Origin of the sequence: Nocardia sp. NBC_01377 (assembly GCF_045040005.1) — a bacterium.
Taxonomy (GTDB): Bacteria; Actinomycetota; Actinomycetes; order Mycobacteriales; family Mycobacteriaceae; genus Nocardia; species Nocardia noduli.
On the sequence record NZ_CP109566.1, the window covers coordinates 1,519,815 to 1,536,000 of the forward strand.

General features: G+C 67.2%; 1 protein-coding gene. It reads left to right on the top strand.

The features are described 5' to 3' along the window. Nucleotides 1-31 precede the first annotated feature (31 nt). Entirely contained in the window at nt 32-16,171 is a 16,140-nt protein-coding gene (locus OG225_RS06875; RefSeq protein WP_405180894.1) for an SDR family NAD(P)-dependent oxidoreductase, read from the top strand. Nucleotides 16,172-16,186: the final 15 nt, after the last annotated feature.

Here is a 16,186-nt window from a genome sequence, read left to right on the forward strand (position 1 = left end):
TTTTTGAATAATGGTAAAGAAGGATTTTGATATGGAGAACAGCCGGGAACGCCTTATCGATGCGTTGCGCTCCGCGGTAAGCGAAGCGGAACGACTCAGGTCGGAGAACTATGAGCTCACAACGCGAGCGTTGGAGCCGGTGGCGATCGTGGGTATGGGGTGCCGGTTCCCGGGTGGGGTGTCCTCGCCGGATTCGCTGTGGGACGTGGTGGCCGCGGGACGGGACGCGATCGCCGACTTCCCGGCGGACCGTGGCTGGGACGTGGAGGGACTGTTCGATCCCGAACCCGGGGTGGCGGGTAAGTCCTACACCCGTAGTGGTGGGTTCCTCTACGAGGCGGGCGAGTTCGACGCGGGATTCTTCGGGATCAGCCCGCGTGAGGCGCTCGCGATGGATCCCCAGCAGCGGCTGTTGCTCGAGACGGTGTGGGAGGCCCTGGAACACGCCGGGATCGCCCCGGAGACGTTGCGTGGCAGCAACACCGGCGTGTTCACCGGCGTGATGTATCACGACTATCCCGGTAGCGAGGCGGCCGGCGCGGTGGTGTCGGGTCGTGTGTCGTATGTGCTGGGGTTGGAGGGCCCGGCGGTGTCGATCGACACCGCCTGCTCGTCCTCGCTGGTCGCGTTGCATCAGGCGGTGGCCGCGGTACGCGCGGGCGAATGCGCGATGGCACTGGTCGGCGGTGTCACGGTGATGTCGACACCCGCGACGTTCGTGGATTTCTCACGCCAGCGCGGACTGTCCTCGGACGGGCGATGCAAATCCTTCGCCGAGGCCGCTGACGGTGTGGGTTGGGCCGAGGGTGTGGGTGTGCTGTTGGTGGAGCGGTTGTCGGAGGCGCGTCGTCGTGGGCACGAGGTGTTGGCGGTGGTGCGGGGTACCGCGGTCAATCAGGACGGTGCCAGTAACGGGTTGACCGCGCCGAACGGTCCCTCGCAGCGTCGGGTGATCCGGCAGGCGTTGGCCAACGCCGGGGTCGCGGCTACCGAGGTCGACGTGGTCGAGGCGCACGGCACCGGGACCCGGTTGGGTGATCCGATCGAGGCCCAGGCCTTGTTGGGCACTTACGGTCAGGACCGGCCCGCGGACGATCCGTTGTGGTTGGGGTCGATCAAGTCCAACATCGGTCACACCCAGGCCGCGGCCGGTATGGCCGGGGTGATCAAGATGGTCGAGTCGATGCGTCGCGGCCTGATGCCCCGGACGTTGCATGTGGACGCGCCGTCCTCGCACGTGGACTGGGACGCCGGGCAGGTCCGACTGTTGACCGAGGACCGTGAATGGACCACGCGGCGGGGTCGTCCGCGTCGGGCGGGGGTGTCCTCCTTCGGTGTCAGTGGCACCAACGCCCACGTCATCCTCGAACAAGCACCCGAAATCCCTGAGCGGGCCGACGAACCGCGCGTCACCGGCCACGACGGTACGGATCACAACCACAGTCACACCGATGCCGGCGGTGATTCCGACACCGGTTCGGGTGTGGTGTCGTGGGTGGTGTCGGGTCGTAGTCGTGAGGCGTTGCTGGCTCAGGCGTCCCGGTTGCGGGAGTGGGTGTCGGTGCGTCCGGAGTCGGTGCCGGGCGATGTGGCCTGGTCGTTGTTGTCGCGGTCGCGGTTCGAGCATCGGGCGGTCGTTACCGGCACCGATACCGCGGAGTTGGTCGCGGGCCTGGACGCGCTGGTGGAGAACACTCCTTCCGCGAGTGTGGTGTCGGGTGTGGTGCGTGCGGTGGGGAAAACGGTGTGGGTGTTCCCGGGTCAGGGCGCGCAGTGGACGGGGATGGGTCGGGGTCTGTACGAGGTGTTTCCGGTGTTCCGGGCCGCGTTCGACGAGGCCGTCACCGCGTTCGAGGAGGCTTTGACCGCTGCCGGCGGGAGCCCTGCCGGGGTGGGTGCTGGTGTGGGGTTGCGGGAGGTGGTGTGGGGTGAGGACGAGGCGGTGTTGAGTCGGACCCTGTATGCGCAGGGTGGGTTGTTCGTGGTGGGTGTGGCGGTGGCGCGGTTGCTCGAGAGTCATGGGCTGCGTCCGGATCATCTGATCGGGCATTCGGTCGGTGAGATCGTGGCCGCGCATGTGGCCGGGGCGTTGACCCTGTCCGATGCCGCGCGTCTGGTCGCCGCGCGGGGCCGGTTGATGCAGGCTCTGCCCGAGGGTGGGGTGATGGTCGCGGTGCAGGCCACCGAGGCCGAGGTCACCGCGCTGCTGGAGGACGGTGTGGAGATCGCGGCGGTCAACGCCCCGAACGCGGTCGTGGTCTCCGGCACCACCATCGCGGTCGAGCGGGTCGTGACACGGTTGGGTGAGGCCGGGCGGCGGGTGAACCGGCTGCCGGTCTCGCATGCGTTCCATTCGGTGTTGATGGCTCCGATGTTGGAGGAGTTCGCGGCGGTCCTGGCCACGATCTCCTTCACCGACCCCACCATCGCGTGGGTGTCGAACCTGGACGGGCGGCTCGTGGGTGAGCGTGCCGGCACGGTCGAGTACTGGGTGCGGCACGTGCGGGAAGCGGTCCGGTTCGGCGACGGTGTCGACACCCTGCGCGCGTCGGGAGTCGACACCTATGTCGTGGCCGGTCCCGATGGTGGGCTCAGCGTTCTGATCGATCGCTGCCTCGAACACCACCACACCGCCATCGGTGACGCGGGACAACCGGCGGTATCGCCGGTGGAAACGACCGTGACCGCGGTGCTGGGCAAGGGGCGCGACGAAGCCTCGACCTTGTCGATGACGCTGGCACGACTGGAGACCTCCGGGGTCGCGGTCGACTGGACCACGCTCTACCCCGGTGCGAAGCGAGTGTCGTTGCCCTCGTATGCGTTCCAACGCCGACGGTACTGGCTCGACGCGGCCACCACCGGTGGCACCGATGCGGTGTCGTTGGGGTTGTCGGGTGCCGATCATCCGTTGATCGGGGCGGTGCTGGTCTTGCCCGAGACCGACGGGGTGGTGTTGACCGGGCGGTTGTCGTTGTCGACGCATCCGTGGCTGGCCGATCATGCCGTGGGTGGTGTGGTGTTGGTGCCGGGTACCGGATTGTTGGAGTTGGCGTTGGCGGCCGGCCACGAGGTGGGCTGCCCGACCGTGTCGGAACTGACGCTGCAGGCCCCATTGGTGCTGCCCGCCGTCGGCGGGGTGCAAATACAGGTGTGGGTCGGCGAAGCCGACGGCTCGGGTGCGCGGTGGGTTCGTGTGCACAGTCGCCCGGGAGATGATGCGGCCACCCCGTGGACGCTGCATGCCGAGGGGTTGCTGAGTGCCGTGGTTCTCGACACCTTGGCCGTGGAGTCATCAGCGGCATGGCCGCCGGTCGACGCCGTCGAGGTCGACATCGCTGATGCCTATGAGTTCTTGCTGAATCGCGGATACGTCTACGGACCGGTATTCCAGGGACTTCAGGCGGTGTGGCGTCGTGGTGCGGAGGTCTTCGCCGAGGTTGCGCTGCCCGAACAGGCACACGTCGAGGCGACCCGATTCGGTATTCACCCAGCTCTACTCGACTCGGCCATGCATTCGGTGCTCCTCGACGACAGCGGACCGCAGGACACGGTTCTGCCGTTCAGCTGGTCCGGTGTCACGCTGCACGCCAGCGGAGCATCGCAGATTCGGGTGCACTTGACCCGTACCGGCGACAACGCGATCTCGATGCGGATCGCCGACTCAGCCGGTCGACCTGTTCTCACCGTCGACAACCTGGCCTCGCGGCCAGTGTCGCCCGCCCAACTGAACGCGAGTACCGACTCTCTCTTCCGAATCGAGTGGACACCGCGGTCGAGTACCGCCGACGTGTCCGTCGCACTCGTCGAGATAAACATCGCGGCAACGTTGCCGTCAGGTCAGCCGCTGCCGCCTTGGCTTCAGGCCACGATTTCCACCGACACAGCCGATCTCGAGATGCCGGCGGCTATTCGCCTCGTGACGGGCGAGGTGTTGGAGGTACTTCAGCGATTTCTGAGTGATGATCGGTTCGCTGGGACGCGTTTGGTGGTGGTGACGCAGGGTGCGGTCGTGGCGGACGCGGCGGATGTGGTGGATCTGGCCCAGGTGCCGGTGTGGGGTTTGGTGCGGGCCGCGCAGGCGGAGAATCCGGATCGGATCGTGTTGGTCGACGTGGATGGCACGGACGAGTCGTGGCAGACGCTGTCGCGGGTGGTGGCCGTGGGCGAGACCGAGTTGGCGATCCGGTCCGGTGAGGTGTTGGTGCCGCGGTTGGCTCGTGCCGTCGTCGATCTTGGGTCGGGTCCGGTGTTCGATCCCGAGGGCACGGTGTTGATCACCGGTGGTACGGGTGGTTTGGGCGCGTTGGTGGCTCGGCATCTGGTGGCCGAGCACGGTGTGCGTCGCCTGTTGTTGATCAGCCGTCGTGGTTTGGAGGCGGTGGGCGCGCCGCAGTTGGTGGCCGAGCTCGCGGCGTTGGGTGCCGAGGTGGTGGTGGCCGCGTGTGATGTGGCCGATCGTGCCGCGCTGGCGGGGCTGCTCGCCGCGATTCCGGTGGCGTATCCGCTGATCGGTGTGGTGCATGCGGCGGGTGTGGCCGACAACGGTCTGGTGGGTTCGTTGACTCCGGATCGGATGGATGTGGTGCTGGCGGCGAAGGCGGACGCGGCGTGGTATCTGCACGAGTTGACGGCCGGGGCGGATTTGGCGGCGTTCGTGTTGTTCTCGTCGGCTGGTGGGTTGGTGCTGACCGCGGGGCAGGGTTCCTACGCGGCCGCGAATGTGTTCTTGGACGGGGTGGCGGCGCATCGTCGCGGTCTGGGTTTGGTGGCCTCGTCGTTGGCGTTCGGTCTGTGGGATACCGAGACCGGTCTGTCGTCGGGGTTGAGTGCCGCGGATGTGGAACGGATGCGTCGGCAGGGTCTGCCCCCGCTCTCGATCCAGGAGGGACTCGCCGGCTTCGACGCAGGCCTAGTGGCCGAGTCGGACGCGGTGACGGTGGCGTTGCGGGCAGACGTGGCGGCGTTACGTTCACGGTCGGATCTGCCGGCGTTGCTGCGCGGGCTGGTGCCCACACCCGCCCGGCGAGCAAAAACGTCCACGACTTCGGCCTCGAACACGTCCGGATTGGGCAGGCAACTGCTGGGACAAGAACCCGCGGAACGTCGACGAGTGTTGCTGAACCTCGTACGGGACAAGGTCGCCACGATCCTCGGCCACAGCGGAGCTGAGGCGATCGAACGGGACCGGGCATTCAACGAGCTGGGGTTCGACTCACTGACCGCCATCGAACTGCGCAACAGTCTCAACGAGGCGACCGGGCTGCGGCTCCCCGCCACCCTGATATTCGACTATCCCAACGCCAATGCCGTCGCTGAGCATCTGGCAGCGGAATTCACCGGTAGCACCGTGCCGTCGGCCTCGACGGTGGCGACCCGTCACGACAACGACGAGCCGATCGCGATCGTTGCGATGGCATGCCGCTACCCAGGCGGAGTCACCTCTCCGTCGGAGCTGTGGCAGCTGGTCATCGATGGCGTCGACGCCGTTACGGATTTTCCGGCCGACCGCGGCTGGGATATCGGGCGACTCTATGACCCCGAGCCGGGCGCAGTCGGAAAAACCTACGTACGACGCGGTGGATTCCTCGACGGCGCCGCGGAGTTCGATCCCGCGTTCTTCGGTATCTCGCCCCGCGAAGCGGTCTCGATGGACCCCCAGCAGCGTTTGCTGCTCGAAACCTCCTGGGAAGCCATGGAGCGCGCCGGAATCGACCCGGCGACACTGCGAGGCAGCCGAACCGGGGTCTTCGCCGGCGTCATGTATCACGACTACGGACTGGGCGCCGCACCCGCCTCGAGCAGCGGCGGCAGCCTGGTGTCGGGTCGGATCGCCTACACGTTCGGATTCGAAGGCCCCGCCGTCACGGTCGATACGGCCTGCTCGTCATCGCTGGTGGCACTGCATTGGGCCGTCCAGGTCCTGCGTTCGGGCGAATGCGACCTGGCGCTCGCCGGCGGCGTAACGGTGATGTCGACACCGGGCATGTTCATCGAATTCTCCCGACAACGAGGACTGTCACCGGACGGGCGGTGTCGCGCGTTCTCCGCCGACGCGGACGGCACCGGGTGGGCGGAAGGTGCCGGCGTGCTGCTGGTCGAGCGGCTTTCCGACGCCCAACGCAACGGCCATCCGATCTTGGCCGTGCTCCGGGGAACGGCGATCAACCAAGACGGCGCTAGCAACGGAATGACCGCGCCCAACGGTCCCTCGCAACAGCGTGTGATTCGCCAAGCCCTGGCCAACGCCGGATTGACGACCGCCGACGTGGACGTCGTCGAAGCCCACGGCACCGGGACATCCTTGGGCGACCCCATCGAAGCCCAAGCCTTGCTCGCGACCTACGGCCAGAACAGGCCGCAGGACCGACCGCTGTGGCTGGGATCGTTCAAGTCCAACATCGGGCATGCCCAAGCAGCCGCCGGTATCGGCGGCGTCATCAAGATGGTGCAGGCCATAAACCATGGCCGCATGCCCCGCACTCTGCACGCCGACGAGCCGTCGCCGTACGTCGACTGGACCGCCGGCGCAGTCGAATTGCTGCATGAAGCGCGAGAATGGGAGGCCACCGGACGGCCGCGTCGCGCAGGCGTTTCTTCGTTCGGCATCAGTGGAACCAATGCGCACGTGATCCTCGAGCAGGCCCCACTGGTGGTGGCCGAGTCGAAACCGGAGTCGGCGCCCCAGCCCGCGATCGTGCCGTGGGTGATCTCCGGTGCGACCACGACGGCACTGGCCGAACAAGCACAGCGGCTGCGATCGTGGGTCGCTGAGCGCCCCGCCCTCGACATCGCGGCAGTGGGCGCTTCGTTGGCGGCCCACCGCGCGATGTTCGATCACCGCGCGGTCGTGCTGGGTACCGATCGCGAGGAGTTGCTGCAGGCGCTGACGATGGTGCCCAACCAGCCCACGGGCACGGGTATCGCCGGTCGTCGTGCCTTCTTGTTCGCCGGTCAAGGCTCACAGCGGGCCGGGATGGGCCGGGCGCTCGCGTCCGCGTTCCCCGTGTTTGCGTCCGCGCTGGCCGCGATAGCGGAAGTGCTGGATCCGTTGGTGGGTTTCGATGTTCGTGAGGTGATGTTCGCCGCCGACGAGTCGGAACTGGCCCTCGACGACACCGGTGTCGCGCAGCCCATCCTGTTCGCGTTCGAAGTGGCGATGTACCGACTGTTGGTGTCGCTGGGTGTGACCCCGGATGCGCTGATAGGCCATTCGGTCGGTGAGCTGGCCGCCGCGCACGTCGCCGAGGTGTTGTCGTTGGCCGACGCGTGTGCCCTGGTGGCCGGTCGCGCGCGCTTGATGCAAACGTTGCCACGTGGTGGTGCCATGTTGGCCGTCGCCGCTTCCGAAGCCGACGTCTCGGCTGTGCTGGCGGAGATCACCGACGGCGTGATCGGTATCGCCGCGGTCAACGCTCCCAAAGCCCTGGTGCTGTCCGGGGATGTGACCGCGGTGGACACCGCCGCGGAGATGTTCGAGACTAGCGGGGTACGGACGCACCGGCTGCGAGTGTCGCATGCGTTCCATTCGCCGTTGATGGAACCGATGCTGGCGGAGTTCAGGGAACTGGCCGGCAGGCTGACCTATCACGAGCCAGTTGTTCCGATGATGTCGAACGTGTCCGGTTCGATCGCCGAAGCGGGGCAGTTGTGCGTGCCGGAATACTGGGTTGAACATGTGCGGCGGGCGGTGCGCTTCGGCGACGGAGTAGCCGCAGCATGGGCATCGGGCATACGGACGTTTGTGGAAATCGGCCCCGATGGAGTGTTGACGGGGTTGGCGCAGCAGTGTATCGAAGATAGGACGGGTGGGGAGGTCTTCGTCGCACTAGTGCGAAGTGATCGTGATGAAGTACGGGGGCTGGTGGAGGGGCTGGGGCAACTACATACCACCGGTGTGTCGGTGACCTGGAGCGAATACTTCGGCGCGGGCACTACCCGGGTGGAACTACCAACGTATGCGTTCCAACGACAGCGTTACTGGATCACCGCCACCGCCGGGACAGGCGACCTCGCGGCGGCCGGGGTGGGCGCCTTCGCGCACCCGCTGTTGAGCGCGGCGATCCACACCGCCGACTCCGGTGGCATGGTCCTGACCGGGCGCCTATCGGTGGCGACTCATGGTTGGCTCGCCGACCATGCCGTTTTTGGCACGGTGCTGGTGCCTGGATCCGGTCTGCTCGAGCTCGCGTTGGCCGCCGGCCAGGAGGTGGGCTGCCCCGTCGTCGAGGAACTGACTCTGCAGACGCCCCTGGTGCTTCCCGCCGACAGCGCGGTACAAGTCCAGGTCAGCGTGGGCGGACGCAATGAATTCGGCTCCCGAGCCCTACGCATCCACAGTCGCGGTGGCGGCGACGACCATGCACCGTGGACACTGCACGCCACGGGCATCCTCAGTCCCGCATTGGCGGATGCGACCCCGCCGGACCTCGGTGCATGGCCTCCGGCCGATGCGACCGAAATCGATGTGACAGCACTGTACGACGGACTGGCCGCTCGTGGACTGGATTACGGCCCAATGTTCCAAGGCCTGCGCTCTGCATGGCGCTCGGCGACAGACGTTTACGCCGAGATCGTGCTACCCGAGCAAATACATCATGACGCCGCTGGATTCGCGGTACACCCAGCCTTGCTGGACGCCGCCCTGCACACGATCGCACTCGGCCAGTTCGTCACCGCGGACGCCGTCGATCAGCCGTGCCTGCCGTTCGTCTGGTGCGATGTCCGCCTACACCGCACAGGTGCCACCACGCTTCGAGTGCGCGTGAGCGGATCCCACTCACCGAACACGATTACTCTCTCCGTCGCGGACGCCACAGGTGCTCCGGTTCTCCATGCGCGCACATTGAGTCTGCGCCCGATCGCCTTTGAACAACTTGCGTCGGTGCGTCGCTCCGACGACACACTCTGGCAGGTGGAGTGGACGCGTCTTACGGGGGCCGCCGCGGCCCGGGCGGAGATCGTATTAGTTGGCTCGCAACCGCTCGCCAACCGGACGGAGAGGTTCACGCCAACGCGTTTCGATGACCTGCAGTCCGTCGCGGCGGCGGCGAGAACACCCGCCTGGGTGGTGTACTGCGCGAACACCGCGGCCCCGGAGCTCCCCCATGCTCTCCGCGACACGCTGCTGGGCGTACTGGCACAGATACAGCGATTTCTGAGTGATGATCGGTTCGCTGGGACGCGTTTGGTGGTGGTGACGCAGGGTGCGGTCGTGGCGGACGCGGCGGATGTGGTGGATCTGGCCCAGGTGCCGGTGTGGGGTTTGGTGCGGGCCGCGCAGGCGGAGAATCCGGATCGGATCGTGTTGGTCGACGTGGATGGCACGGACGAGTCGTGGCAGACGCTGTCGCGGGTGGTGGCCGTGGGCGAGACCGAGTTGGCGATCCGGTCCGGTGAGGTGTTGGTGCCGCGGTTGGCTCGTGCCGTCGTCGATCTTGGGTCGGGTCCGGTGTTCGATCCCGAGGGCACGGTGTTGATCACCGGTGGTACGGGTGGTTTGGGCGCGTTGGTGGCTCGGCATCTGGTGGCCGAGCACGGTGTGCGTCGCCTGTTGTTGATCAGCCGTCGTGGTTTGGAGGCGGTGGGCGCGCCGCAGTTGGTGGCCGAGCTCGCGGCGTTGGGTGCCGAGGTGGTGGTGGCCGCGTGTGATGTGGCCGATCGTGCCGCGCTGGCGGGGCTGCTCGCCGCGATTCCGGTGGCGTATCCGCTGATCGGTGTGGTGCATGCGGCGGGTGTGGCCGACAACGGTCTGGTGGGTTCGTTGACTCCGGATCGGATGGATGTGGTGCTGGCGGCGAAGGCGGACGCGGCGTGGTATCTGCACGAGTTGACGGCCGGGGCGGATTTGGCGGCGTTCGTGTTGTTCTCGTCGGCTGGTGGGTTGGTGCTGACCGCGGGGCAGGGTTCCTACGCGGCCGCGAATGTGTTCTTGGACGGGGTGGCGGCGCATCGTCGCGGTCTGGGTTTGGTGGCCTCGTCGTTGGCGTTCGGTCTGTGGGATACCGAGACCGGTCTGTCGTCGGGGTTGAGTGCCGCGGATGTGGAACGGATGCGTCGGCAGGGTCTGCCCCCGCTCTCGATCCAGGAGGGACTCGCCGGCTTCGACGCAGGCCTAGCACTCGGACACGCAGTATCAGGCACGGCGACCCTCTTGTCGCTGCGAACAGACCCCATCGCGTTGCGCGCACGAACCGATCTTCCGGCGCTGATGCTAGGACTGGTGCCGATCTCCTCTCGTCGGGCGCTACCCCGCGCCGACCAGACGTCGGGACTCGGCCGCGAATTGGCTGGGCTCGACCCCGCTGAACGTCGCGCGCTTCTGCTGGAGCTGGTACGAACCAAGGTCGCCACGGTGCTCGGGCATGATTCGGCAACTGCGGTCGAGGCAACGAAGGCGTTCCAGGAACTCGGATTCGACTCGCTTGCTGCGGTGGAGCTGCGCAACGAATTGAACACGGTGACAGGCTTGCGACTGCCGGCGACACTGGTCTTCGACCACCCGAATTCCGAGGCGGTGACAGATTTTATCGATCGTGAGCTGACAGGATCGGCCGAGTACACAGGCTCCGCCGTAGTGACCGGTACGAGCCATGAGCCGATCGCGATCGTGGGTATGGGGTGCCGATACCCCGGTGGAGTGCTGTCGCCGGAGGACCTGTGGGCGCTGGTTGCCGACGGTGTGGACGCGGTGAGCGGTTTCCCGATCGATCGTGGATGGGACCTCGAAGGCCTATACAACCCCGATCCGGAGGCACGAGGTACGTCGTATGCACGTGATGGTGGGTTCCTACACGACGCGGGTGATTTCGACGCGGGGTTCTTCGGGATCAGCCCGCGTGAAGCGACCGCGATGGACCCCCAGCAACGGTTGCTGTTGGAGGCCTCGTGGGAGGCGTTGGAGCACGCGGGTATCGACCCGATGAGCTTGCGGGGCAGTCGAACCGGGGTCTTCTCGGGAATGATGTACCACGACTACCTCCCTCAGTTGTCCGACGTGCCAGGAGAACTGGAAGGGCTACTTGGCACCGGCAATTCGGGCAGCGTCGTGTCCGGTCGAGTCGCTTACACCTTTGGGTTCGAAGGTCCTGCCGTGACCGTCGATACCGCCTGTTCGTCGTCGCTGGTGGCACTGCATCTGGCCGCTCAAGCGCTGCGTTCAGGCGAGTGCGATCTGGCTCTCGCCGGCGGTGTCACGGTGATGGCCAGCCCCACTACCTTCGTCGAGTTCGCGAGGCAGCGCGGATTGTCTCCCGACGGGCGGTGTAAGGCGTTCGCCGAGGCCGCTGATGGGACCGGGTGGGCCGAGGGTGTGGGTGTGCTGTTGGTGGAGCGGTTGTCGGAGGCGCGTCGTCGTGGGCACGAGGTGTTGGCGGTGGTGCGGGGTACCGCGGTCAATCAGGACGGTGCCAGTAACGGGTTGACCGCGCCGAACGGTCCCTCGCAGCGTCGGGTGATCCGGCAGGCGTTGGCCAACGCCGGGGTCGCGGCTACCGAGGTCGACGTGGTCGAGGCGCACGGCACCGGGACCCGGTTGGGTGATCCGATCGAGGCCCAGGCCTTGTTGGGCACTTACGGTCAGGACCGGCCCGCGGACGATCCGTTGTGGTTGGGGTCGATCAAGTCCAACATCGGTCACACCCAGGCCGCGGCCGGTATGGCCGGGGTGATCAAGATGGTCGAGTCGATGCGTCGCGGCCTGATGCCCCGGACGTTGCATGTGGACGCGCCGTCCTCGCACGTGGACTGGGACGCCGGGCAGGTCCGACTGTTGACCGAGGACCGTGAATGGACCACGCGGCGGGGTCGTCCGCGTCGGGCGGGGGTGTCCTCCTTCGGTGTCAGTGGCACCAACGCCCACGTCATCCTCGAACAAGCACCCGAAATCCCTGAGCGGGCCGACGAACCGCGCGTCACCGGCCACGACGGTACGGATCACAACCACAGTCACACCGATGCCGGCGGTGATTCCGACACCGGTTCGGGTGTGGTGTCGTGGGTGGTGTCGGGTCGTAGTCGTGAGGCGTTGCTGGCTCAGGCGTCCCGGTTGCGGGAGTGGGTGTCGGTGCGTCCGGAGTCGGTGCCGGGCGATGTGGCCTGGTCGTTGTTGTCGCGGTCGCGGTTCGAGCATCGGGCGGTCGTTACCGGCACCGATACCGCGGAGTTGGTCGCGGGCCTGGACGCGCTGGTGGAGAACACTCCTTCCGCGAGTGTGGTGTCGGGTGTGGTGCGTGCGGTGGGGAAAACGGTGTGGGTGTTCCCGGGTCAGGGCGCGCAGTGGACGGGGATGGGTCGGGGTCTGTACGAGGTGTTTCCGGTGTTCCGGGCCGCGTTCGACGAGGCCGTCACCGCGTTCGAGGAGGCTTTGACCGCTGCCGGCGGGAGCCCTGCCGGGGTGGGTGCTGGTGTGGGGTTGCGGGAGGTGGTGTGGGGTGAGGACGAGGCGGTGTTGAGTCGGACCCTGTATGCGCAGGGTGGGTTGTTCGTGGTGGGTGTGGCGGTGGCGCGGTTGCTCGAGAGTCATGGGCTGCGTCCGGATCATCTGATCGGGCATTCGGTCGGTGAGATCGTGGCCGCGCATGTGGCCGGGGCGTTGACCCTGTCCGATGCCGCGCGTCTGGTCGCCGCGCGGGGCCGGTTGATGCAGGCTCTGCCCGAGGGTGGGGTGATGGTCGCGGTGCAGGCCACCGAGGCCGAGGTCACCGCGCTGCTGGAGGACGGTGTGGAGATCGCGGCGGTCAACGCCCCGAACGCGGTCGTGGTCTCCGGCACCACCATCGCGGTCGAGCGGGTCGTGACACGGTTGGGTGAGGCCGGGCGGCGGGTGAACCGGCTGCCGGTCTCGCATGCGTTCCATTCGGTGTTGATGGCTCCGATGTTGGAGGAGTTCGCGGCGGTCCTGGCCACGATCTCCTTCACCGACCCCACCATCGCGTGGGTGTCGAACCTGGACGGGCGGCTCGTGGGTGAGCGTGCCGGCACGGTCGAGTACTGGGTGCGGCACGTGCGGGAAGCGGTCCGGTTCGGCGACGGTGTCGACACCCTGCGCGCGTCGGGAGTCGACACCTATGTCGTGGCCGGTCCCGATGGTGGGCTCAGCGTTCTGATCGATCGCTGCCTCGAACACCACCACACCGCCATCGGTGACGCGGGACAACCGGCGGTATCGCCGGTGGAAACGACCGTGACCGCGGTGCTGGGCAAGGGGCGCGACGAAGCCTCGACCTTGTCGATGACGCTGGCACGACTGGAGACCTCCGGGGTCGCGGTCGACTGGACCACGCTCTACCCCGGTGCGAAGCGAGTGTCGTTGCCCTCGTATGCGTTCCAACGCCGACGGTACTGGCTCGACGCGGCCACCACCGGTGGCACCGATGCGGTGTCGTTGGGGTTGTCGGGTGCCGATCATCCGTTGATCGGGGCGGTGCTGGTCTTGCCCGAGACCGACGGGGTGGTGTTGACCGGACGGCTGTCGTTGTCGACGCATCCGTGGCTGGCCGACTACACCGTGAGTGGTGTGACGTTGGTGCCGGGCACGGGCCTGATGGAATTGGCCTTGGCGGCCGGCCACGAGGTGGGCTGCTCGACGGTGCTGGAGCTGACACTGTCCGTTCCGTTGCTGCTTCCCACCACTGGCGGGATACAGATACAGGTGCGGGTCGGTGAAGCCGACGAATCGGGTACGCGGCCGGTACGTGTGTACAGCCGCCTGGAAGGTGACACGGCCACCCCGTGGACGTTGCACGCCGACGGATCGTTGGGTGTGGTGGTGGCCCTCGCCGAGACCGACCCGGCCCTGGCGGTGTGGCCGCCGCACGAGGCGATCGCGGTCGATGCGACCGATGCCTACGAGTTCCTGCTCGATCACGGCTACGGGTACGGGCCGGTGTTCCAAGGTTTGCGGTCGGTGTGGCGGCGTGGGGAGGAGTTGTTCGTCGAGGCGGTGTTGCCCGAGACCGGGGGAGACGGGTCCCGTTACGGGATGCACCCGGCGTTGCTGGACTCGGTGTTGCACGCGGTGGCGCTCGACACGATCCGAGATCCCCACACCGACACCGGCACCGGTCTCGGGTTGCCGTTCTCGTGGCTGCAGGTGGCTCTGCACGCCGAGGGCGCCGGCGCGGTACGAGCCCGTATCCGTCCCGCCACCGACGGCTCCGACGGTGTGTCGATCCTGGTCACCGACACCACCGGCCAGCCCGTGCTCACGGTCGGGTCCCTGGTCACACGCACCGTCGACCCCGCACAGTTGGTCGCCGCCACGACCAGCGACCCTCTGCACGTCGTGCGCTGGAACCCACTCACGACCGGACAACTCGCGCTCGGCTCGACCGCGAGCACCGAGGCCGTGGAGGTGTTCACCGGAGCCCGGGCGTTCACCGACCGGCTTGATGACGCCCCCGGCGATATGCCTTCGATCGTGGTCCTCGACCTCACCGACACCGACACCGACACCGACACCGACACCGGTGTGGTGGCTCGTGCGCATGTGTTGGCGTGTGAGGTGTTGGTCGCGGTGCAGGCCTGGCTGATCTCGAACAGGTTCGCGTCGAGCACGTTGGTCGTGCTCACGCGTGGCGCGGTCGGTGCGACTGGGGAGGCGCCCACCGATCTGGGCGCTACCACGGTGTGGGGTTTGGTTCGTTCGGCGCAGTCCGAGGACCCGGGCCGGGTCGTGTTGCTCGACACCGATTCCGGGATCGACACCGGAGTCGGGATCGGGATGGTCGCGGCGGCTGTGGCATCGGGCGAACCACAGGTCGTGGTCCGTGACGGGATCCTGCACGCGGCCCGACTGGTACGCCTGCCCGAGACCGCATCGACCGGGTCGGAACGGACCGACTCGGATTCGGCGGGTGTGTCGGGTTCGGGGACGGTGGTGGTGACCGGTGGTACCGGTGGTCTGGGTGCGGTGCTGGCTCGGCATCTGGTCCTCGAACACGGTGTCGGATCGCTGGTGTTGGCCAGTCGCTCGGGCATGGACGCGGCCGGCGCCGAGCAGTTGGTGGCGGAGTTGACCGGGCTGGGCGCGACGGTACGGGTCGTGGCGTGTGATGTGTCGCGTCGTGACGAGGTGACCCGGCTGCTGGCCGCGGTACCCGAGGACTTCCCGTTGGCCGGTGTGGTGCACGCCGCGGGCGTGCTCGACGACGGCGTGATCGCGTCACTGACCCCGGACCGGATGGCGAGGGTGTTCGCGCCCAAACTCGACGCCGCCGCGCATCTGCACGAACTGACCCGGGACAAGGATCTGGCGATGTTCGTCCTGTTCTCCTCGATCGCGGGTGTGCTGGGTGCGCCGGGACAGGGCAACTACGCGGCGGCCAACGCGTTCCTCGACGGACTGGCCACCCACCGGCGAGCGCACGGGTTGCCCGCGACCTCGATCGCGTGGGGCCTGTGGGACTCCGACACCGGGATGACCGGAGCCCTGGACCATGCCGACCTCGACCGGATGAGCCGTAGCGGTGTGCTGGGGTTGTCGACCGAGCAGGGCCTGGCCTGGTTCGACACCGCGATCACCGGCGACGAACCGGCCGTGGTCGCGGCGCGCCTGGACCGGTCGGTGCTGGCGGCACGAGCGCGTGCCGGGGCGGTGGCACCGTTGCTGGGTGAACTGGCCCCACCCACGCGTCGCCTCGCGGTCACCGATACCACCGGCGGTCACGACGGACTCCGGGCACGGATCGAGGGACTGACGGCAGCCGAACAGTTCCAGCTCATCCTCGACACGATCCGCGCCCAGGTCGCGGTCGTCCTGGGACACGACGGGCCCGACGCGATCGACCCCGAACGCAACTTCCAGGAACTGGGATTCGACTCCCTCACCGCGGTCGAGACCCGCAACCGACTCAACACCGCGACCGGACTCCGCCTCCCGGCGACCACGGTCTACGACTACCCCACACCCCACACACTCGCCCAACACATCCAACAACAAATCGGAACCGGCATGGAACAAGTAGTCGATGTGCGAGATGAAGCTCATATTCGCAAGGTTCTTGGCCGAATCCAGATTTCCAGACTGCGAGATGCCGGACTGTTGGAAACCCTTTTAAGGCTTGACAGCGAGCTGGATTGGGACGGCCCAAATTCGGCTCTCGTAACTGCCGAAATTGTCGCAGAAATGGATGAGGAAGACCTGGTTGGCCGGATTTTCAACAGGCGAAATTGAGGCGCCGCTCAGGCC

Bases quoted from the DNA above. Each gene is read 5' to 3' on its own strand.
- OG225_RS06875 (WP_405180894.1), top strand. From the start codon at position 32: ATGGAGAACAGCCGGGAACGCCTTATCGATGCGTTGCGCTCCGCGGTA.